15 protein-coding genes are annotated in these 24,458 nt (G+C 31.3%); 4 read left to right on the top strand and 11 right to left on the bottom strand.

The annotated features are described in order from the left end of the window. Positions 1-40: 40 nt before the first annotated feature. Complete coding sequence (locus R3X25_RS02015) at positions 41-952, top strand: glycosyl hydrolase family 17 protein (protein WP_317671353.1); 912 nt, start codon at positions 41-43, stop codon at positions 950-952. Between the two features lie 74 nt (positions 953-1,026). Here R3X25_RS02015 and R3X25_RS02010 read toward each other — a convergent pair whose 3' ends face one another. The 11 genes from R3X25_RS02010 to R3X25_RS01960 form a co-directional block, all read right to left on the bottom strand. Next, entirely contained in the window at positions 1,027-1,731 is a 705-nt protein-coding gene (locus R3X25_RS02010; RefSeq protein ID WP_317671351.1) for a hypothetical protein, read from the bottom strand. A gap of 12 nt (positions 1,732-1,743) precedes the next feature. Beyond that, positions 1,744-2,952, bottom strand: coding sequence for a glycoside hydrolase family 117 protein (locus tag R3X25_RS02005; protein WP_411556556.1), 1,209 nt, complete (start codon positions 2,950-2,952; stop codon positions 1,744-1,746). A gap of 10 nt (positions 2,953-2,962) precedes the next feature. Then, positions 2,963-5,476: a beta-mannosidase gene (locus tag R3X25_RS02000; RefSeq protein WP_317671349.1), complete on the bottom strand. Its 2,514-nt coding sequence runs from the start codon at positions 5,474-5,476 to the stop codon at positions 2,963-2,965. A 23-nt stretch (positions 5,477-5,499) separates the two neighbouring features. After that, positions 5,500-6,513: an L-rhamnose/proton symporter RhaT gene (locus tag R3X25_RS01995; RefSeq protein WP_317671347.1), complete on the bottom strand. Its 1,014-nt coding sequence runs from the start codon at positions 6,511-6,513 to the stop codon at positions 5,500-5,502. 37 nt (positions 6,514-6,550) lie between these two features. Further along, complete coding sequence (locus tag R3X25_RS01990; RefSeq protein WP_317671345.1) at positions 6,551-7,597, bottom strand: aldose epimerase family protein; 1,047 nt, start codon at positions 7,595-7,597, stop codon at positions 6,551-6,553. Between the two features lie 29 nt (positions 7,598-7,626). Next, positions 7,627-8,718: a mandelate racemase/muconate lactonizing enzyme family protein gene (locus R3X25_RS01985; RefSeq protein WP_317671343.1), complete on the bottom strand. Its 1,092-nt coding sequence runs from the start codon at positions 8,716-8,718 to the stop codon at positions 7,627-7,629. Positions 8,719-8,786: 68 nt separating this feature from the next. Next, positions 8,787-10,241: an aldehyde dehydrogenase gene (gene aldA / locus R3X25_RS01980; RefSeq protein ID WP_317671341.1), complete on the bottom strand. Its 1,455-nt coding sequence runs from the start codon at positions 10,239-10,241 to the stop codon at positions 8,787-8,789. A 25-nt stretch (positions 10,242-10,266) separates the two neighbouring features. Beyond that, positions 10,267-11,031, bottom strand: a complete 765-nt coding sequence (locus R3X25_RS01975) for an SDR family NAD(P)-dependent oxidoreductase (RefSeq protein WP_317673380.1) — start codon at positions 11,029-11,031, stop codon at positions 10,267-10,269. 33 nt (positions 11,032-11,064) lie between these two features. Next, entirely contained in the window at positions 11,065-12,081 is a 1,017-nt protein-coding gene (locus tag R3X25_RS01970; protein ID WP_317671339.1) for a zinc-dependent alcohol dehydrogenase, read from the bottom strand. A 20-nt stretch (positions 12,082-12,101) separates the two neighbouring features. Further along, positions 12,102-14,645, bottom strand: a complete 2,544-nt coding sequence (locus R3X25_RS01965; protein WP_317671337.1) for a glycoside hydrolase family 2 TIM barrel-domain containing protein — start codon at positions 14,643-14,645, stop codon at positions 12,102-12,104. Positions 14,646-14,780: 135 nt separating this feature from the next. After that, positions 14,781-17,423, bottom strand: coding sequence for a T9SS type A sorting domain-containing protein (locus R3X25_RS01960; protein WP_317671335.1), 2,643 nt, complete (start codon positions 17,421-17,423; stop codon positions 14,781-14,783). Between the two features lie 312 nt (positions 17,424-17,735). Here R3X25_RS01960 and R3X25_RS01955 point away from each other — a divergent pair, with 312 nt between their 5' ends. The 3 genes from R3X25_RS01955 (at position 17,736) to R3X25_RS01945 (ending at position 24,451) form a co-directional block, all read left to right on the top strand. Continuing rightward, positions 17,736-19,355 (top strand): tetratricopeptide repeat protein, encoded by a 1,620-nt coding sequence (locus R3X25_RS01955; protein ID WP_317671333.1) that lies wholly within the window; start codon positions 17,736-17,738, stop codon positions 19,353-19,355. 220 nt (positions 19,356-19,575) lie between these two features. Then, entirely contained in the window at positions 19,576-22,671 is a 3,096-nt protein-coding gene (locus R3X25_RS01950) for a TonB-dependent receptor (RefSeq protein ID WP_317671331.1), read from the top strand. Positions 22,672-22,693: 22 nt separating this feature from the next. Further along, positions 22,694-24,451, top strand: a complete 1,758-nt coding sequence (locus R3X25_RS01945; RefSeq protein ID WP_317671329.1) for a RagB/SusD family nutrient uptake outer membrane protein — start codon at positions 22,694-22,696, stop codon at positions 24,449-24,451. Positions 24,452-24,458: the final 7 nt, after the last annotated feature.

Raw genomic sequence — 24,458 nt, 5'->3', positions numbered from 1 at the left:
TCATAAAAAATAATTATAATTTCATATAAAAAAACATACAATGTCTTATAGAAAAGAGCGAAATTTTTCATTAAAAGAAGTTGAACATACAACATACGCTGGTGTTAATTTCACAAAGCTTTCAGTTGAAAGTTTAGAAGAGTTATGTAAAAATACTTTGGAAGATGGTATGCATGGTTTATGCTTTAGTTTATATGAAGATGGCCAAAAACCTGGTGATACTATTACAGAAGAACAGGTTAGAAAACGTATAGAAATTATAAAACCTTACACTAAATGGATTCGTTCTTTTTCTTGTACAGATGGTAATGAATTTATTCCAAGAATAGCAAAAGAATATGGAATAAAAACATTAGTTGGCGCATGGTTGGGAGATGATTCTGAAATTAATAAAAAGGAAATATCTGGTTTAATAAAATTAGCTAAAGAAGGCTTTGTAGATATTGCAGCTGTTGGAAATGAAGTAATGTATAGAAAAGATTTAACAGAAGATGAATTGTTAGATTTTATGGCTGAAGTTAAAGAAGCCATTCCTACAACAATTCCTATTGGGTATGTAGATGCTTATTATGAGTTTTCTGATAGACCTAGAATTACTGAAGCCTGTGATATAATTCTAGCAAATTGCTATCCATATTGGGAAGGTTGTCCGTTAGAATATTCTTTACAGCATATGAAACAAATGTACTATCAAGCTGCGCAAGCTGGAAATGGTAAAAGAGTTATTATTACTGAAACTGGATGGCCAAGTGAAGGTGGAGAATTTAAAGGTTCATTTGCTTCAAAAGAAAATTACATGAAATATTTTATTAACGCACAAGCTTGGTCTGCTAAAGATAATATTGAAATGTTTTACTTTTCATCATTTGATGAATCATGGAAAGTTGGAGCAGAAGGAGATGTTGGAGCTTATTGGGGTTTATGGGATAAAAACGAAAACTTAAAGTTTTAAATAATACAGTATATAAGAATAAAAAAGGCGATTTATAATTTATAAATCGCCTTTTTTATTAAAATATTCTATTTTTAATCGGTTGTAAAACTCCAAACTTGACCAATAGTTGTTCCGCTCTGACCATCTTTTACCGCTATTTTCCAATAGTAAGTAGTTGAATCACTTACATTTTTTGTAAATGTTGTTGCTGTTTGATTTTCTGAAACTACAGGAAGTGAATTAGAATCTTCACCAAAATAAACATCAAAGGTTAAACTGTCATTATCTACATCTTCTGCAGTCCATTCTAAAATCACACTAGAATCGGTTACAGCTTCTTCCATAGCCGGTGAAACTAATTCAGGCATAAAAGGTAGATAATTACTAACACCTACACCTTCAGTATAAAATTGCACTCCACTTGTATAGTCTCCTGATAAATTTTTGCTATCAACAGCTTTTACTCTCCAGTAATACGCCGTTCCTTTATCTAATGAAACACTTTTAGAAGTTCCACTTAAATTGGGATACTCTTTAACATTAGCAGAAAAACTTGAATTTGTGGCTATTTGTAGTTGATAACTAACAGAATCTCCATTTGGATCACTTGCCGTATTCCATTTAAAATTTACATAATTATCTTCACATAAATCACTTGATGTTGGATATGTAATTGATGGAGTTGTAGGTTTTTCATTTACTTCTACTTCTGGGTCAGGTGGATTATCTCCTCCTCCGCTTCCACCGCAAGCTATTAATATGTTTAATACAACAATTAGGCTTAATAATTTTTTCATCTTAATATTTTTTTATTCTGCATCTTCACCTTTAGCAGTGTGATTTTTTAAATTCCAAGTTTTAAAACCTCTGATATATTGGTAATCCCAACTTTTATACTCGTGCGTTAATCCCCAACGTAAAATTTCAGTAGGATTTTTCTCATTATCAGCAGTTCTATTTAAACCTATTGCGTGAGGAGCTCCTTTTACAACTCCCATAATTTCAAAGTTTATACCATCTGGAGACCATTGCACGGTGTTTTTTTCTGGTCCATCAGTTGTAATTAATGAAGCAATTCCACCGTTGTAAGGCCAAACACATATTTCGTGACCGCTATTACTAATTGGGTTGTAAGGTGACTTTACATAAGGTCCTTTTGGGTTATCTGCAATTGCAACACCATGTCTAATTTGGCGACCTCCAAATGTAATTTGTTCACCCATTTGTTCACCTTTATAGTATAAATAGAACTTTCCTTTAAATGGAATAATACAAGGATCGTGTACTTTATGACTATCGAAATCTCCTTTTTTCTCAACCATAAATCTGTTTTGTTCTTCACCTTTCCAAACTCCATTATCTGCAGGACTCAAAATAGGTTCCTCGCTTTTTGTCCAAGGCCCATTAATGTTATCGGCCCAAGCTAAACCAACTTGATTTTTAACACGAACATTATAAATACCTCCAACTGTTTGATAGCATAAATAGTATATACCTTCGTGTTCCATAATTTCTACAGTAAAAACAGAACGATCATCGTATGATCCTTTTTTACCTCTTTCTACAGCAACACCTTCTTCTTTCCAGGTAATTCCATCTTCAGAAGTTGCATACCAAATATCACATCTATCCCAAGGGAAAACTTTATCTTTTTCAGTGTCTCCACCAAACCCTTGTGATTCACCAGTACTTCTGCTATACCAAACATAATATTTCCCATCATGCTTTATCATGGCACTAGGATCTCTTCTTACTACACCTTCTTCATAAGCAAAATCACCTTTTAAGTCTTCAACTTTATATTCAAAAAACCAGTCGTTACCTAAATCAGTTGGCCATTTTAAAGCTCTTTTACTAGCGGCGCTCAAATGCTCTTTATCTGTTATTCCTAAATAATCTTGCTGCTTGTCAGTTACTACAATCTTTTCTTCCATTGTATTCTCTTTTTTAGTCTCACAATTGCATGAAATTAGACTAAATCCAATTACTGCAAAAAATAAATATGATAATTTTTTCATTTTATTTAATTTAAAATCCTCTTGTTTTTATTGTATCTGTTTTACTTTCGTACTCCTTTTTATTAGCGCCTATTATTTGATCAAAAAAACGTAAGTAGTTTCCATAAGAATACTCACTATTTCTATTTCTAATTTCCTCACCCATTTTTTTGAATTTTTCCGCATCGCCTCGTTGATCTCCAATTAAAAACATATAATTGTTTGAAGACAATACTTCTCCATCCTTATTAGTAAGTTCAACTTCAACATAAAAATTCTTTTTTACTTTTTTTAGAACTTTTGCTTCAATTTCTAAAAACTGTTTTGAACTATTCTCTTCAATTTTAGCTACATCAAATGATGATTTTTGTAGTACTTTTTTATCATCATCTAATATTGAATATGAAACCTTACAATTTTTATATTCTTTATATAAATCATTTACAATCCAAAATTGACCTTTAAACATTTCAGAGTTTAACCATCTACGTTTTGCAAAGTTTAAGTTAACCAATACCGGTTGATAAGCCGTTTTAACAAACTCAAAAGAACGTTTTGGTTGCAAATAACTATCAACCATTCCCCATTTCATATCTGGCCAATAGGTAATAAAATGACACAATGCAATTCCACTAGTTCTTGGTTTATTTCTTCGGAAATGTTCTATAGATAATTGAAAAATAATTCCTTGAGCATCTTGTGTAGCATCAACAAACTCTTGCAAAGAACCTTTTTTTTCATCACCGAAAGCATCAAAATTTTGAATTCTTAATCGATCTAAATCTGCCCAATGATGTCCCCAACTTGGTCCAGGAGGCCATAATTCATCCTTCGGAATAAATTTCTTTAAGCTCTCCACATTTGGAACTGAAGTAATAGCTAATTCAGGAACAATTGGAAAATCTAATGTTTTAAACCACTCTTCTAATGGCCATTTACCCATTCCATAAAAATATCCTAAAGCGTGTACAGCTTCTTTTTTCTTGTAACCAGCTTCTATAGAAACATGACAAGTTAATGGTGAGTCTGGAACGTATGGTAAATCGACCATACCTTGGTATCTTTTACCTAAAGTTTCTAGGAAGTTTCTTGCGTACATTGCATCACTTGCTCGTAACAACATTTCTTCTCCACCTTCCATCATAATTAACGATGGATTATTTCTTCTGTTTTTAATAACATTTTCACCTTCTTGGAAAATACGCTCCAATAATTCTGGTTTATTAGGAATATTTCCTGTTCCTAATGGAATCATATCTTGCCAAACAGTAATTCCTTGCTCGTTACACAACTTGTAAAACAATGGAATTTCTGGTGGATGCCATCCAAAAATACGAATGTTATTCATATTCGCTTCTTTAGCTAACTCAATTAACCTTCTATATTTTTCTTCTGAAGTTCTTCCAACAAAAATATCTGGTGGTCCACCCCAACAAGCAGAACGAATAAAAATAGGTTTTCCATTAATTAAAGTAGTTCTAGGAAAAGAAACTTCATCTCTTGTAAAACCAGGATTCCATTCCATATCTACTCTACGTAAACCAAAAGTAATTTCTTTAAAATCTTGATTTATTTTTGCTTCATCTAATGAAACTTTGGCATCGTATAAATTAGGTTTTCCTAAATCCCATGGCCACCAAAGTTGAGGATTGTTAACTTCAACCTCATGTTTTATTATTTGCTTACCTGGTTGCAATAGCTTTTTAAAACTTACTGTTTGTTGTTTACCATCAAAATTTTGTCCTTCAAATGAAATGGTAATAGTTTTTTCTTTTGCTATTTTTTCAGTGTTTTCAACTTCAATTTCAAAAGTTACTGAAGCATTCTTTTCGTTTTTAACATTTGGCTTCGCATATACATCTAAAATTCTAGATTTTCCTGTGAATACTAAATCAATTGAACCAGTAATACCAAATGGAATTAAATCTCTCCAATAATCTCCAAACCAAGGTGTTTTTAAACCAGCAACATTTGCATTTACTTGTGGAGGTGGCGCTAACCTAATTACTAACATGTTTGTTGCTTTTAACCAGTGTTCATTAGATAAAATAGCTTCGGTTACATCAAATGAGAAAGAAGAAAAAGATCCTTTATGACTTCCTATTTTATGTCCGTTTAACCAAATGTCACAAGCGTGGTCTACAGATTGAAAATCTAATCTTGCAACTTTATCGCTCAAGTCTTGATTCACTTTAAACTGTGTAGAATACCACCATTCGTATTGCATTACCCATTGTGCTTTTACACTATTTCTTCCGAAATAAGGATCTTCAATAACACCCGCTTTCCAAAGATCAGTATATACATCACCAGGAACCTTTGCTGGATTCCAAACTAGTGTTTCAATATCACCAGGAGGTAATTTATGTAGCCCATGTTTTATTCCTTCTCCAGGAAGCATCATCTTCATTTTCCATCGATAACTATCTAAACTAGTTATAAGCTGACTGTTATTATTATGGTTACTAATTGTACTTGGTTGTGCAAATGTGCTAAAACCAAGAATTAGAAAACATATTAAAAAACTAAATTTTTTAATCTTCATAATTATATAATTCATTCAAATAGTTAGGCAATACCGTTTCCTGCTGCAATAATTATTATTCCAACAATCATACATGCTAAACTTAAGTATAGATAGTTTTTTGCTTTTCCAGAAGCATCTATCCATTCTTTAGTAATAATTCCACTTACAATTGCTGTTGCAACACATGCAGTATTGAATATTGCATAACCAACAGTATTTCCTATTTCACCTAATTTAAATGCTGCGAATGCAAATAATGCTGATGCAGCATAATGGAAAATGGCCATAATTAATATTAACATAAAGTTTTTACCAAAAGCCGGTGTTTTAAAATCTCCCCATGCTTTTTTAGTTGTTAACTGGTATGCAAAATATGCAGCCATAACAATACCACCACTTATAAATATTGGAAACATAACTCCAACAGCTGTAACCCATTCAGCGTTTCCTGCAGCTTGGCAAGCTTCGTGAATAAATGGTCTACCTACAGCATTTGCATAACTAAATCCGGTGGCTAATAAACCACCAATTACTGCAATTGCAATTCCAGTAAACATAGAGCCTTTTTCACCTTTGTTTTTACCTGCGGCAATTTCGTCTTGTTCTCTAGTAATTCCTGCTTTTCCATTGAAAAGTACACCTAATAGAACAACAAAAATACCACCTAAAATGGTCATAAACACACTACTTTCTGGAAGTCCTTCAACAACAAAAGGTAGTACAGAACCAACTAAAATAACAGTTCCAATAAATAATGAAAAACCTAAAGAAAGACCAATATGGTTTATTGCTTTACCCCACATCATAACTCCAATTCCCCATAATACACTTGCGGCGGCCATTTTAAATATAATATCTGTTGGTACAGATGCAAACACACCACTAAAATCTTTTATTAGAAATACAGATGCTATTATTGGTACTAAAAACATTGTTAACATAAAGAAAAGTCCCCATGTGTTTTCAAATTTAAAATCTTTAGTAAATTTTTCTGGTAAAGCATAAAGGCCTAACATTAGTCCTGCGCCAATTGCTAAAATAATTCCTTCGATCATAATTAATAAGTTTTAAGTATTTGGTTAATTTATTTGATTACCATCCAAATTTAAAGATGGTTGTGCTTTTAAATTCTTCTCCTGCTTTAGTAATGGTTTTAGGTGAATTTTCTATATTTGGTCCGTTTTGATAACGATGTGTTTCACAACAGAAACCTTTATATTTTCCATATTGTTCTCCGTTTTCTCTTTTAATTGCATCAGAAGTATATTTTCCTGTGTATAATAACATACAAGGTTCAGTTGATTGAACTGTTAAAGTTCTACCTGATGCTTCAGACTTTATTTTTGCTACTTCTTGTAAATTGAAATCAGCATTATCAAAAACGTAGAAATGCTCAAATCCATCACCCATAGCTTCGTGAACATCACCTATTCTTTTTCCTTTTCTTAAGTCATCTGCTTTACCTTCAATATTTAAAATTTTTCCAGTTCCAGCTCCAGTTTCATCCATTTCTTGTCTTGTAGAAGTATTCACTTGTGCAATATGATTCTCGACAGTTCCAGAAAATGTATCTAAATTAAAGTAGGTATGATTAGTTAAGGCAATTGGCGTGTCTTGATCAGGTGTTGCGCTGTAATCAATTCTTAGTTCGTTGTTTTCAGTTAATGTAAAAAATACAGAAACTTCAACGTCTCCAGGGTAGCCTTCTTCTAAATCTTTGCTCAATAAAGACATTTTTAATGAAGAAACTCCTTCGCAATTAACTACTTCAGCATTCCAAATTCTTTTATCAAAACCAACAGTACCACCATGTAAATTGTTGTCTCCACAATTTGCATTTAGTTGGTATTCTTTTCCGTTTAAGTTAAATTTTGCATCTTTAATTTGAGAACAATATCTACCAACTGTGCTTCCGAAATAAGGTGAATTTTCAACATAGTCTTTCCCAAAATACCCTTCTAGTGTATCAAAACCACAAGCAATATTTTCTAATTCCCCTTTAGAATTAGGAACTATTATTGAAGTAACAGTTGCTCCATAATTACTTATTTTAACTTCAACGCCATTTTTATTTTTTAGTGAGTATATATCAATTTTTTTGTTATTGAAAACTCCAAAATCTGTTTTATTTGTATTCATAAGATTGTATAATTGGTTAACTTCTTATTTTAATTTTCTTCGAAAGGTTCTAGTTTATCCCAATCGAATATTACACCTACACCAGGATAATCAGGTGCAACTGCTCTGTAGTTTTCAACTACTAGCGGTCTTGTTGTATATTCATCAATAGGGAAACTGTGTACTTCTAACCAACCTGTATCTTGTGAAGAGACTAAACTAACGTGTAATTCTTGCATTCCGTGAGAACAAGCTGGAATATTTTGTTTGGCGGCAAGTTTAGCGGCTGCTAACCAACCTGTAATTCCTCCACAATTTGATGCGTCTGGTTGAACAAAAGATAGTTTTGATTGTTCCATTGCATATTCAAATTCATGAATAGTATGAAGATTTTCACCCATTGCTAATGGAAATCCTGTTTTATCAACAATTTCTCCGTAGCCTTTAAAATCTTCTGGGATAATTGGTTCTTCAAACCAAGTAATGTTGTATTGTTTAAAGCCTTCAATAGCCTTAATTGCTTTTTCAACAGTCATTGAATAATTGGCGTCAACCATAAAAGTTACATCTGGCCCAATAAATTCTCTAACAGCTTTGATACGTTCTAAATCTTCTTCAAGATTTTCACGTCCAATTTTTATTTTAACAGCTTTGTAACCTTTTTCAAGGTAACCTTTCATGTTATTTAATAATTTTTCAATAGGGAACATTAAATCAATTCCACCACAATATGCTTGACAAGTATTGTTTGCTCCACCTGCAACTTTCCATAAGGGTTGGTTTAGTTTTTTACAACGGATATCCCATAAAGCAATATCTACTGCAGAAATGGCAAAAGAATCAATTCCACCACGACCTACATAATGTATATGCCAACGTAAAAATTCGTTTATTTCTTCAACTTCGCTTCCATCTTTTCCAATTAAAGCTTCTGTAAAATCATGTTCTACCATGGCTTTAATTGAATGCCCACCTTTACCACCTGTGTACGTGTATCCTGTTCCTTCGCTTCCGTCTTCTAGAGTAATAGTAACAGTTACTAACTCAAAATGATAGTGATCTCCGTGTTTAGCATCAGACATTACTTCAGGTAATGGAACTTTGAATAAACGTGTTTTTATGTTTGAAATTTTTGTACTCATATTGTGAATTGAAAAAAGGAAGGTTGAGTTATAATTATTTCTAACTCAACCTTTCAATTTCTTATTTATTAAGCTTTGTGTTTAATGTAGAATGTTTTCTTTTCTAAATATTGCTCGAAACCATATTTACCATCTTCACCACCTGATCCAGATAATTTATATCCATTATGGAAACCTTGATGTTGTTCACCATGACCTCTATTTACATAGATTTCACCGTATTCTAACTCATCGTTACATTTCATAATAGTATTCATATCATTTGTAAATACCATTGCGGCTAGACCATATTCACAGTCGTTTGCAAAACCAATAACTTCGTCAAAAGTTTTGAATTTTAATACTGGTAAAATAGGACCGAATGATTCTTCGTGAACAATTGTCATGTCTTGTGTTACATTTGTAAGTACAGTTGGTTCAAACCAATATCCTTTTTCAAATTCAGCGCCTTCTGGTCTTTTACCTCCAGTAGCAATTGTTGCACCTTCTTCAACACTTACTTTTACCAAGTGTTCCATATGTTCCAATTCCGATTTATTAACTTTTGGTCCCATATCAGTTTCTTCTAACATTGGGTCTCCAACTTTAATTTCTTTGGTTTTGGCAATGAATTTGTCCATAAACACATCATAAATATCTTCATGTACGTACATACGTTCATTACAAGTACAAACTTGACCACAATTGTCGAATCTAGAATGTAATGCAGATTCTACTGCTGCATCAATATCTGCATCAGCAAATACAATAAATGGTGCTTTTCCACCTAATTCTAATTGAACATGAGTTAAATTTTGAGCTGCATTACGTGCAATTTGTTGACCAACTGGTGTAGAACCTGTCATAGTCACCATTTTACAAATAGGACTTTCTACCAAAGCATTACCCATTGCTCTACCTGGACCGGTTAAGATATTGATAACACCTGCAGGAATTCCTACTTTGTTTGCCAATTTTCCTAACTCTAAAGTTGCTAAAGGTGTTTCAGAAGTTGGCTTAAGTACAATTGTATTTCCTGCAACCAAAGCTGGACCCAATTTACGACCTGCTAATGCTAATGGGAAATTCCAAGCTGTAATAGCAACTACAACACCACGAGGTACTTTTTGAATCCAAATTTGTTCGTTTGGATTATCAGAAGGTATAATATCTCCTTCAATTCTACGTGCACCTTCACAAGCATATCTAATAAATGAAGCAGTAACGGCAACCTCTCCTTTTGCTACTTTTAATAATTTTCCTTGCTCTTTAACTAACAATTCAGCTAAATATTTTGCATTTGCATCAATTTCATCAGCTAATTTATATAGTAAGTCTGCTCTAGTTCTAGCAGGTAGTTTTTTCCACTCTTTTTGAGCTTTATCTGCAACTTCTAATGTTTCTAGCGCTTCTTCAGCAGTTCCATTTTGCACGCGTGCAACAACTTCTCCGTTAGAAGGGCTTACAATATCAATAGTTTCTCCTGATGTGGATGTTCTCCACTCTCCATTTATAAATAACTGATACTCTTTAATTTCTGACATTTTATTGATTTTTTAAGTTTTTGAATTATCTACCCATCCATCCACCGTCAACTAGAACGATAGAACCGTGCATATATGCAGCGGCTTCAGATGCTAAAAATACTGTTGGACCTGCAAAATCAACTGCATCTCCCCAACGACCAGCTGGAATACGAGATAAAATTGATTCAGATCTTACAGGATCATTACGTAAAGCTTCTGTATTATCTGTTGAAATATAACCTGGTGCAATTGCATTTACGTTTACACCTTTTCCTGCCCACTCATTAGCAAAAGCCATAGTCATTTGACCAATTGCTCCTTTACTAGCAGCGTAACCTGGAACTGTTATTCCTCCTTGGAAAGTTAATAATGAAGCCGTGAAAATTACTTTTCCAGAACCTCTAGCAATCATATCTCTACCAAATTCTCTTGTTAAAATAAATTGAGCGTTTTGGTTTACTTCAATTACTTTATCCCACATTTCATCTGGGTGTTCAGCTGCAGGAGTTCTTAAAATAGTTCCGGCATTGTTAACTAAAATATCAACTTGAGGGTGATTTGCTTTTACTTCAGCAATAAATGCGTATAAAGCTTTTCTGTCTGAAAAATCACACTGGTAAGCTGTAAATTCCTTTCCAGTTGCTTCTACTGCTTTGGCTACATCACTTCCTTGTTTTTCTAATGAAGCTGATACACCAATAATGTTTGCTCCAGCTTCTGCTAATCCAACAGCCATTGCTTTTCCTATTCCTCTTTTACAACCTGTAACTAAAGCTGTTTTTCCTTTTAAACTAAATTTATCTAAAATACTCATTTTATTATTTTTTGTGTTGTTAAATTTTTATAATGAACAATCCATAAGAACTTTCATTCCGTCAGGATTCTGATCTATACTTTCAAATACTTTTTGAATGTTTGTTAATGGTTGTACATCTGTAATCATTTCTTCAAATGGTAATTCATTTGCAGTAATTAAAGAAATTGATTTTTCATAATCTTGTTTTTCATATACACGTGCACCAATTAATTTTAATTCTTTCCAAAAGAATTTAAATAAGTCAACAGGTTTTTTTTCTCCGTGGATTGCTACCATTACAATTCTACCTCTAATTCCAGCAACTTCCGTCATAACATCTAAAGTTGGTTGAACTCCGGCTACTTCAAAAACAACATCTGCTAAACGACCTTCTGTTTTTTCACGAACATATGTTACTAAATCAACTTTTGCTGGACTAACAGCATCTAAACCTAATTCTTTAGCTTTTGCAATTCTTGTTTCGTTTACTTCTGAAACTATAACATTTGCACCAGTTTCTTTAGCAACCATTGCAACTAATAATCCAATTGGACCACCACCTAAAACTACAGCTGTTTCGCCTGCAACTAATCCACTCATTCTAACATCATGAGTTGCTACAGATAGTGGTTCAATTAATGCAGCTAATTTTAAATCAGTATTTTCTTTTAATTTGTGTAATGTGAATGCTGGAACATTCCAATATTCTTGCATTGCACCTGGACTATCAATTCCAATAAATTTTAATTTTTCACAAATGTGATTGAATCCTTTATCAGATGGTTGTACTAAACGATCGTCTAATGGGCGAACAACTACTTTGTCTCCAATAGCATAATCAGAAACTCCTTCACCAACGGCATCAATAATACCTGACATTTCGTGACCAATAGTTTCTGGCATGTTTACACGTTTATCCATCATACCATGATAGATATGTACGTCTGTTCCACACACACCTACAAATGCTACTTTAATTCTAACTTCTCCTTTTGCAGGAGCTTCAATTTCTCTGTCTAATACTGTGAAGGTTTTATTTCCTTCGTATTGTGTTGCTTTCATGTTATTTATATGAAATTAAATTATTTTATTTCTATTGTTATTTGTTCTGATTCTAAATTTTCTCCGGTTGCTTTTATTTCTACTTTTCCAGTTTTATCCATAGATTGAATAATTAGCAAGGTTTTTCCGTTATGCGTTGTGTTTTTATTTGTTTGAAATTTTTGAACACTTTTAATCCATCCATTATCTACTCCTAATAGTTTTGCGTTTCCGTTTATTTCAAATGTTATTTCTCTATTGTCGGTTTTAACAGGATTTCCATTTTTATCTACTAGTTGTGCTATTATATGTGCTACATCGTAATTATTAGCGTTTAAGTTTTTTTCTTCAACAGAAAGAGTAATTTTTGCTGCTTTTGCTGCTGTTATAATTTCAGAAATAATCTCTTCTCCATCTTTTTTTCCTTTAGCAATTAATTTTCCTTCAGAAAATGGAACAGCCCATTTATAAATGTGATCTTCAAAATCAGCTAGTTTTTTTAATCCTAATGATTTTTCGTTTAGGAACAATTCAATTTCATCACAGTTTGAATATATTTCAACTGAAATTATTTCATTATTGTTATAATTCCAATGTTCATTTACATCTTGCCATTTCCATAATGCATGTTTCCATTGTTCTGGATCTTTTGCTACAATGTTTCCGTTTTTATCTAATTTGTTTAACGATTTTTCAATGTTTTGAGTTGCAATATGGATATGAGGTTCTGGATTCCATAAAGTTTTCATCATGTGATAAGAGCCTTTTGGGAAACCTGCTGTAGTTAGCATTCCTGATGGTTGAACGCGAACAGGCCAAGGATCTCTAATTTCACCCATGTAATCTATTCCTGTCCATAAGAATGTTCCAGAAATATGAGGTCTTTCCATTATTGCTTTCCACTCATGGTATTGTGCTAAATTTTCGGTACCCATTATAGGTTTGTTAGGGTAGTTTTTATGACCATAATCATATAAAACTCTTCTATAACTATAGCCAACTACATCTAAAGCATCTGCATAACCAGATAAATGACTGGCAGAAGGTAAAATACAGTTTGCTGTAACTGGTCTAGTTGTGTCTAGTTGTTTTGTCCAGTTCGCTAGTTTATGAGCAGTTTGCCCAATGTCATACTTTCCTTTTGGTAATGTTTCTAATTGATGTTTAATTTCTTCAGTTGAATGTGGAGGTTCAGACCAAAAATAGTTTCCATTCCAATCCATATTATTGAAAAAACCTGTAGCTGCTGCATTTCTAGGGTATGTCCATTCAATCTCGTTTCCAATACTCCATTGAAATATTGAAGGATGATTTCTATGACTTAACATTACATTTTTTAAGTCTTTCTCGGCCCATTTTTGAAAATGTTCACCGTACCCTCTAGTAATGTAATCTGTACTTTTAGATTCGTTCTGGTTAAAACGTTTATCTTTTGGATTGTCCCATTCGTCAAAAAATTCGTCTTGTACTAAAAAGCCCATTTCGTCACATAATTCTAAAAATTCTGTAGAAGCAGGATTGTGTGAAATTCTAATGGCGTTACAACCACCATCTTTTAAAATTTGTAATCTTCGTTTCCATACGCCTTTTGGAACTGCAGTACCAACTAAACCGGCATCGTGATGTAAGCAAACACCTTTAATTTTCATATTCTTTCCGTTTAAAAAGAATCCTTTGTCTGCATCGAATTTTATATCTCTAATTCCAAATGGAGTAGTGTATGAGTCAACTATTTCAGTTCCTTTACTTATAGATGTAATTGCTTTAAATAGATAAGGATTTTCTATGTCCCACAATTCTGGGTTTACCAAATCTAAAGATTGTGTAATGTTTTTTTGGCTATTTCCATCTAAACTTAATTCATTTTCAACTGAAGTTATTTGATTGTTGTTTTTATCAACAATTACTGTTTTGATTGTTGTTTTTTCTTCAGAAGAGAAATTGTTTTTTACAGAAATATCAATTTGTACAGTTGCTTTTTGTTTGGTAGCTGTGGGAGTTGTTAAATAGGTTCCCCAAACAGGAATATGTAATTTGTTTTTTGTGATTAATTCTACATTTCTGTAAATACCAGCTCCTGTATACCATCTGCTATCTGCATAGCGAGTATGATCTATTTTAACTTCAATAATGTTTGAAGTGCCATTTTTGTTCAAATAAGGAGTAATGTCAAAATAGAAAGGCGAGTAACCATAAGGGTGAAAACCTAATTTGGTTCCATTTATATATACTTCGGAATTATTATAAATTCCATCGAAATGAATATAAGTAACTTCGTTTTCGTTATATTTTTTATCAAATGTTTTTCTGTAGTATCCATAACCTTTACCAGCTAAATAACCGGTTGCTTTGGCATCGTAAACTAAAGTTGAATCAAATTCTTGCTCAACTACCCAATCATGAGGTAAGTTTAAATTTCTGAATTTGTTTTGGTTGATGGTATTTATATCTAAATTATCTTGAGATAAATGAAATCCCCAATTTAAATTGAAATCCGATATATTTGTGTTCTCATCTAATTGTTTTTTATGTGTGCAACTAATACATAAAAATAGTAAGAGGATAAGTGTAGATAGTTTTTTCATTTTAAAGGATAAATGTTTTTTTAGTCTCATTTATTTTCTGCTAAATTCGTTCAATAAATTAATTCAAAAGGAAACTAATATTTAAAAGAGTGCAATAAATGATTTCTATTGTTAGTTTTTACTTTTATTTTATTGTTATTTATTTTGTACAATAAGTTTTGATTGAATATTTGTGATATTGTTTTTATTTGCATTAATTATGTAAACACCTTGAGGTAATTCTGAAATTTTAATAGATTGTTTTTCATTATTAATTTTAATGGTTTTAATTATTGAACCATTTATTGCTAAAATTGAAATTTCACCGCCAACCATTTCAGATGGAATAGAAACATTAATTTTTTGCATTGCAGGATTTGGATAAATAGTTAAGTTTTTTTCTAAAAACAAACTTTGATTGAATTTGCCTTGGCATTCTTTATCTGTTGTTATTGAAACTTCGTTTTTACCATAATTTAGAGGTAAATTTATTTTATCTAAAGTTGTAGTTGTAATGTTTCCATTTAAGTTTATAGTATAACTTTTGCTTCCAGATAATTGGAATGAAACGGTATTGTTTGACTTGTCTATTTTTGAAGAGACTAATAAGTTATCAGGTTCTGAAATTTCAATACTAAATTCTATACTATAATCTGGATATTCTGGAATGGTAATTTTAATGGTATATGTACCAGTTTTTAGATTTTCAATATTTAAATTATTTGAAAAATCTAAAATTTTGTTGTAATTATTACTAGTTATTTCAGCTTTGTAGTTCAAGGTTTTTCCTGTGGCAATTTCTATTTTTCCATTGTTGGAATCAATACAGGTTGCACTAGTTGTTTTAATTTGATAATTAGTAGCTGGTAAATTAGTTGGGTTAAAAACTCTAATATTATCACTAAAATTGAATACTTGTAAAGCAACACTACTTATATGTCCGCCGTTGTCGCTAAAAGAAACAGATATACTGTTGTTAACCTCTAAAACATCAAAGGGTACTGGGATTTCTAAAACTCCAAAAAAGCGTTCTCTTTGAGCTTGATCATAGCCTCTCCAGTCGGTTGGAACATCAATAGTTTCGCCATTAACTTTAATAGATGGATGTAGTGTTTTTCCATGTTCACGACCAACTCCAATTCTTAATACTGCTTCTCCATAAGTATCTTTTGAAACATTATTTATATTAAAATTTTGTTCTTGATTAGCACTTATTGGTTTGTAATAAGTTTCGGCATAATATTTTACTTCGTTAGAAGTTTTATTGATGTCAATTTCATTTTCAAAAGTATATTCTAATATAATGGTAGATTCAGCACCAATTGTAACAGAAGTAATTGGTGAGGTGAAAGTTTCTTCATTTAAAATAGGAGTTTCATTAACTAGGGTTAAATGTCTTTTTAAAATAGAAACTATATTTTCATTTTTAGAATCAAATAAATTTAGATTTATAGTGTGTTCTGTGAAATCTAAATTGTTTAAAATTAAATAACCTTTAGTGCCATCGATATAGGCGTCTACTTGTAAATCTAAATCATCTGATGTAGTGTCAATTCTAGTTCCTTTAACATTTTGCCATAATTGAAAAAATTTAACCATGTCTGTGTATACCCATTCTCCAGTATATTCTTCAGGTTCATTTGCTTTTCTCATTAATCGGCTAGGGTAAGGAATATCTAATGTGCTATTATATCCCCATTCTGCTTTTACTATAATAAAATTTATGGCAGATGCAATATTTTGCGGGCGTTCTAAAAACGACATTAATAGTGAGTTGGAAGCTTTAAGGTGTAACCAATCTCTATAAGGAGTCCAAGTTTGGTTATTGTAATCGTGAGTTTGCGCTCCGTATTCTGATATTACTATAGGTTTTATTTCATTAAAAGATAGTTTGCTGTAATGTTCCATCATATCAAATGTAGCTTCTACATTACTTCCTGAACGTAATTCTTTTTCTCCTCCTCTAATAGAGGTAAAATCATATAAGTGAATAGACCAGAAATCCATTTTTTCACCAGCAATATCCATAAACATTTTCCATCTGTTTTCCCATCTTTGGAAATCGCCAACTTCAAAGTCTGGAAATGCTGTTGTGTATCCACCAATTTTTAAATTAGGTGCTTGGACTCTAATTGCATCAGCAACTTCAACATGGAAATCGGCTATTTCTTCAATGGAATGTGTATAGTCTAATTTTCCACCCATACTTTCGTAAGCTGGTTCGTTGATAATTTCAACGTATGAAGGTGTTTTTTGACCATTGCTACCATGAAATTCGTTTATATATCGACCCATATATTCCCCTGTAGCTGTAGCACTTGCCAGTTTCCATCCATTATTTGTTTCTTGTTGACCTTCACCAGTCCAAAAAGGATGAAGTTGTCCTGCTATGGTTGCATTTTTTCGTTCTTCATATTGGTGTAGATTAGTGTTGTTTTCAAAGCTATTTCTGGTATTTAAACCTTTTGATGTAATTTCGGAAGGTTTAGCATAGCCTGGTCTATCAGGATCTTCGGACATATTATTTAAGTTCCAGGTAATTCCACCTGTATCTCTACCAAGATATACATCGTAACCGTTTAAAAAATCATTTCTTAAATCTGAAGTAAAGTTATCTCCATCCCATTCGTTTTCTATTTGGTTTGCATGAATAACAATAAATTTTGATCTATCAAATTCTGAAATATTTCCAACAGTATGTTTTACATTTAAATTGGCTGAAACATTTATTTGGGAATAAATATTAGAAGCAAAAAATGTTGTTAACAGAAAAACAACAATAGTATAAAATTTAGGCATTATGTTTAATTTAAGTTTTACACAAATTTCCTAAATTTAATAGTTAAATAGTATATTTAAAACTAGACAATAACTCAACGGATTTAAAATATAATGTATTTTAACTAGACTTTAATTGATGAATATTATTTTTAATATTGTTAGAGGTTTGTAAAATAATATATATGTAGATAGCAGAATATTAATAGTTTATAGATATTATTTTTTATAATTATTAATTTTTGTTAGTTGTATTGTTTGAAATTTAGTATTTTTAAAAAGCTATAATAACTAAATAGACTTATATTTGAATGTTATTTCTAATAGATTAGTATGAAGAATATTGAAAATTATTACCTATTTGTTTTTTTTATGTTATTTGTGAATTTGTCTATTGGGCAGGAGAATAATAATTTACAAGAAATCCATAAAAAAGCCATGTCTTTAAGGTTTAGTCAGCCAGATAGTGCTGCGTTTTATTTTGATAAAGGATATCAATTAAGTTTAAAAAATAAAGATACTTTAGAGTCAATAAACTACTTGTTAGAATTATCACAGCTTTATTCTCATAATGTTAATTACGGTAAATCATACGATGGTTATTGGCAGGCATTATTATTAGCAGATAAATCTAATGATCTGGTATCAAAATCAAATATATATCAAGGTCTTGGTTGGCTTTATAGTTTTTATCAGAGAGAAGACGAAGCATTAAAATATTTTTATAAATCTATAAATATCAGAAAAGAACTTTTAAAAAACGATAATTCCGATTTAAATAGAGATTTTTTGCAAAGCGATTATTTTTCAGTTTTAAATTTATATAGAGTTAATAAGGATTATGCTACTGCCAAAATGTATTTAGATAGCTGTATTCTAATGAGGAAACAGAGTAAACTAGAGTTAAGAACTGATTATTTAGTACCTGAAGAAGGTTTATTATATGCTATTGACGGTAATTTTAAAAAGGCTTTGGAAAATTTGAACAAAGCAAAAAAATATTTTGAAGAAAATGACCCTTCATATTTAGTTATAGTTCACTCTTTGCTTGGTAATGTTTATAGGTTAATGGATTTACCTTATAAAAGTATTGAAAATCATAAAAAATCTTTAGAAATTTCAAAAGAATTAAATAGGCATATTAATTATAGAATTTTTGGTTATGAAGCATTGTCAGAAATTTATTATGAGTTAAATAAGCCTAAAGAAGCCTACAAGTATTTAAAGTTAGCTAAAGAAAGAAATGACGAAATATTTGGAGGGCAAAGTAAAAATAATACTCATTTATTAGAAATAAAGGATAAATATAGAATAGAAAAGGACAAACAGAATGATCTTATAAAGCAAAAGCATATTGCTGAATTAGAGCACGAAGAAAAAGTATCGTTATTACAAAATGTAATTTTAGTTGGAGTTTTAGTTTTTATTCTTTTATATGGTTTTGTATGGGTGAAACATATACGCAACAAGTATAAAAGTGAAAAACGAATATTAACTGAAAAACAAAAGTTACGATTGCAAAAGCAAAATGAAATTCTAGAGTTGAAAAATAAAGAGCTTACAGAGTCTGCATTAAGGCTTATAGAAAAAGATGAGTTTATTGCAAGTATGAAGAAAAAACTTTCTAATAACAACGATGAAATAGATATTAATGTAGTAAAAAGAATGTTGAAATCTATTCAAGGTACACCCAATAGTAATTGGAAAGAGTTTGAGGCTCGTTTTACAACAATAAATCAAAGTTTTTATAAAAAATTAAAAGAGAACTTCCCTCAATTAAGTCAAACAGATCAAAAAATTTGCGCTTTAGTAAAATTAAATTTTTCAAGTAAAGATATGTCTAAATTACTTGGAATTTCAGTTGAAAGCGTCCACACTTCAAGGTACAGACTGCGAAAAAAACTAGAATTGAATAGAAATGATAATTTAGAAGAATTTATTAATAAGTTTTAGTTTTTTTAAAAAGTTCTTTTTTATTAATTAATAACAAAATAAAAGTTAAGTGTCTGTAAATAAGGTTATAATATTTTTTAAAAAAACATTAAAGTTAAGTAATTGTCTAGTTGTTTGTAGTTGATAAAACAAAAATGTAAAGTTTTAGTCTAGTAGTTTTTTGTTAATTGTGTACATTTTTCTGTGAAATTTGTATACTTAAACTCAAAACAATTTATATATGAAATTCAAATTACTAGTTAATTGGAAAACTAAATGTTACTTAATAACTACAGTGTTATTATTTAGTATAAGTGTTATTCATTCACAAAGTCTCACACTAAAAGGTGTTATTTCTGGAGATGGAAGCCCACTGCCTGGAGTAAGTGTAATAATTAAAGGTTCAGATAGTGGTACAACTACAGATTTTGATGGTTTGTTTGAAATTAAAGCAAACAAAAACGATGTTTTAATATTTAGTTATGTTGGTTTTAAAACCAAAGAAATGGTTATTGGAAACCAAACACAACTTAATGTAACTTTAGAATCTGATGTTTCTGCACTTGATGAAGTAGTAATAGTTGGTTATGGAACACAACGTAAAAAAGAAGTTACTGGAGCAGTAATTAATGTAGGTGAAGAAGTAATTGCTAAAACTGCTACATCAGATTTAGCAACTGCACTTCAAGGTCAAGTAGCAGGTGTAAATATCCAAGCTGCAAGTGGTCGTCCTGGAGATGCTGCCAATGTTCAAATTAGAGGGTTAGGTTCTGTAAGTTCAGGATCGTTAGGTCCTTTATATGTTGTAGATGGAATTCCTTATGAAGGAAATCCAAATATAGCTCCTGAACAAGTTAAATCTATTGATATTTTAAAAGATGGTGCTGCAGCTTCAATTTATGGAACAAGAGCATCTAACGGTGTAATTTTAATTACAACCAAAAAAGGTTCATCAGGTAAAATGCAAATAGACTTTAGCGCTTATACAGGTATTCAAAACATTACTTCTGGAACACCTTTAATGAACGCAGAACAACAAATGTATACTGAAGAAGTTTTGTTAGAAGCTTTAGGAAGAGACCCTTTAATCTTCTTTTTTAATCAAGATGCTTTGGACTACAATTCGGATTTTGTAGGTGATGTTCAAAACAACAATGCTCTTATTCAAAATTATAACCTATCAATTTCAGGAGGTGTAGAAAACTTAACTTTAAATTTTAATACAGGTTATTTTAAACAAGACGGTGTTTTAATTAACTCTGGATTTAATCGTTTTACTAATAGAATTACAGGTGAATTTAAAAAAGGTAAATTTAAGGCTTATGCAACAGTAGGGTTTACAGAAGAAAATAAAGATCAAGAGCCTTGGGGATTATATGAGTATGCAATTACTCAAAAACCTTGGCAACCACCTTTAGCAGATTTAGCAGCAGTAGGTGATAATGGAGTTCAAATACCTGTAAGAAATGCAGAACAGTATGGTTACCTTTCTAAACAATTAGGAAATACAGACGAAACAAAAATTCAAAGTTCAAATATTGCAGTAAACCTATCTTATGAAATTCTAGAAGGACTTAATTACAAAATAAGTTTGGGTAGAAATTCTTGGGATTCTGAAAGAAATTTTTTCCAAAAGCAATATTTAATCTATAACCAAGATGGTTCTTATAATGCAGGAGCCTCAAATGAAAAAGCCTCATTAAACAAAGATTATTTTTGGAGTACTAAACAATCTATAGAGAATATATTAAGCTATAATAAAGAGTTTGGAAAGCATAAACTAGGTTTATTAGCCGTGCTATCTTATGAAAAATATAATAGTGAAACTTTAGGAACAGGAGTAATTTATAGTAAAGAGTCAGGGAATTCTTTAGAAATTATTAGCGGAGGAAGTGAAGGTATTACACCAAATGGTATAGAAGAGGAAAGAACTATTTCAGGTAAATTATTTAGAGCTCAATATAATTATGATGATAGATATTTATTATCTGCAAGTATTAGACGCGATGGATCTTCTAAATTTTCAGACGAAAATAGATATGGAAACTTTAAAGGATTTTCTGCAGGTTGGAATATTCATGAAGAACAATTTTTTGAAAATTTAAATTGGGAAAAATTAAATAGTGTAAAATTAAGAGCTAGTTGGGCTGAAGTAGGAAACCAAGATATTCCTTCTTATTCATACACACCTGTAATTGAATCTGGAATTAACTATCCTTATGGACCTAATGAAAATTTAAATTTTGGAGCCATTCAACGAAGATATGTTGATCCAAATATTAAATGGGAAACAACAATATCTAAAAATATTGGTGTAGATATTACTATGTTAGATTATAGATTAAATTTCACAGCTGACTTTTATCAAAATGATAAAGAAGATATGTTATTACAAGAAAGATTACCTCCTTCTACAGGTACATATCAACCAAGAGCAACTGGAGTTTACGACGTAAAAACCATAAATGCAGGTAACATGGTAAATAAAGGTATTGAACTTGCTTTAAGTTATAAAGATGAAACTTCTGGAGGATTAAAATATAATATTTCTTCTACTTTCACTAAAAACAAGAACGAAGTAACCGATTTAAATGGTATAGAAAGAGGATATGCAAATGCTCGTCCAATACTTACAAATGGTGAAAATACCGATTACACTACATTTTTAGCTACAGGTTATGAAGCTGGTGCTTTTTTCTTGGTAGAACATGCTGGAGTTATTAAAAACGATGAGCAATTAGCAGCTTACCAACTGATTGATGGTAGTGCTCAAAAAGGAGATATGATGTATGTTGATCAAGATGGAAACAATAAAATTGATGATAACGATAGAGTATATGCTGGTTCTGGACAAGCAGAATTTGAAGCAGGTATTAGTGTAAATTTAGAATATAAAAACTTCGATTTTTTTGTTCAAGGATATTATTCTTATGGAGCAGAAATCTATAATGGAGCAAAACTACACGCTTATTCAAGAGGAAGACATGCAGACCAATATTATATGTGGTCACCACAAAATCCAGACTCTGATATACCAACAGATAGATTAAACTCATTACATAATAACGTAAGAGCAAGATCTGACTATTTTATTGAAGATGGAACCTATTTTAGAATTAGAAACTTAAGTCTAGGTTATACAATTCCAAATTTAGCTGAATCAACAGGTATAGAAAAAGCAAGAATCTACATAACAGGTGTTAACCCTTTTACATTCACAAACTATGATGGATACGATCCTGAAGTTGGTGGAGATGGAATCTTTACGCGTGGAGTAGACAGAGGTAATTACCCTGTAACTCGTCAATTTATGCTTGGTGTTCAATTAAGTTTTTAATAACTGATAAAATTCAATAATTATGAAAAACATAAAAAATATTTATATAAAACTTTTTCTTATAACAGCAATCGCTTTTATTGGCTGTGATGAAGATAATTTTTTAGAGCAAGTAAATCCAAATGCGATTACTGAAGACACTTACTGGAAAACAGAAAGTCAATTTAATAGTGCTTTAACTACTGTATATGGAGCAATGCAATTTAACAACATTAGCGCTGGTAGTTTAATAAAAGAGATGAACATGTCTGACATTGGAGGATGTGAAACTTGGAATGGAGGATATACTTTTAGAAACCTTACCTATACAGATGCTACAGCTTCTGTAACCGAACAATGGAACGAATTATATGTTGGAATTTTTAGAGCAAATCAAGTAATTCAATATATACAGGAAGCTGATGATTCAAATTTTACAGGAAATAGTAAAGCACAGATTGAGGCACAAGCTAGATTTTTAAGAGCATTCTTTTATTTTAAAGTAGCACACACCTATGGTGGAGCTGTAATTCATACACAAGTAGCAGAAAATTCAGAAGATCTTTCAAAACCATTTTCAACAATAAGTGATGTAACTACAGAAGTTATTATTCCAGATTTAGAGTTTGCTCAAACTAATTTGCCAACAATTTGGGAAGGAGATAATGTAGGTAGAATTACCTGGGGAGCAGCAACTAGCTTACTTGGTAAAGTTTATTTATTCGACAAAGATTTTCCAAAGGCAGCAAGTTTATTTAAAGAAGTTATTGATTCTGAAATTTATAGTTTAACTACAAACATTATCGACAACTTTAGTCATGAAAACGAATTTAATTCTGAATCTATTCTAGAAGTTTCGTATTCATCAACTCTAAACCCTGGTGTAAACGGTAATATAATTGATGATAATCCTTATGAAACTGGAGCAGAAGCTTCTTCAATGGCAAGAGGTATTGGTCATCATTTAGAAGGTGGAGGTTACAATGGAATTATGCCAACTTATTATTTGCATGAAATGTTTTTAGCTGATGAAGTTGATTCTACAAACCCAATAAACGATGGCAACGCACATTCAAAACGATTAAATGTTAGTATTGCACCTATTGATTATGAAGGATTGTATTATAATAAACTAGTAGAAGATATGTCGGGTTGGGCATACGGACAAAGTGCCTATACTAAAAAACACAGTAATTGGTACCATTTAGATGCTGAAGATACTGAATATAGATCAGGTATTAACTTTAGACATATTAGATTAGCAGATATCTATTTAATGTATGCAGAAGCAGTTATCGAAGCTAATGGAGATTACACAACTGCAATTGAATACATTGATAAAGTTAGAAAAAGAGCTGGTGTAGTAACACTTCAAAAATACATGGACAATAATTCTGGAATGTTTCCTCAATTACATATTAGTCAAGAAATTCATGGAGAAAGACCTATGGTTGCAGCAAGTTCAGAAACAGTTATGACGCACTTAAGAAGAGTTGAAAGACCATTAGAACTTTGTTTTGAAGGACACAGATGGAAAGATTTAGTACGTTGGGGAATTGTACAAGAAGTTTTTGACGAACTACGTGCAGATGAAGTTTGGAGATTTGATCATATTGATGATCTAAATGTTAAAAAGAATGCAGCCATTGGTAACGATGGAACTGGAATTGCTCCATTATTTATTAAAGAACGAATTAGACCAGACTTTGTAATTTGTTCTGATGTTTACACACCTAGTCAGCACGATTATTTTCCAATTCCTGCTGGTGAAGTTCAAGCAAATGATCAATTAAATAACTAAACAGCGA

It is taken from the genome of Lutibacter sp. TH_r2, assembly GCF_033101135.1.
Taxonomy (GTDB): Bacteria; Bacteroidota; Bacteroidia; order Flavobacteriales; family Flavobacteriaceae; genus Lutibacter.
This window is presented reverse-complemented; position numbering and strand designations above follow the sequence as displayed.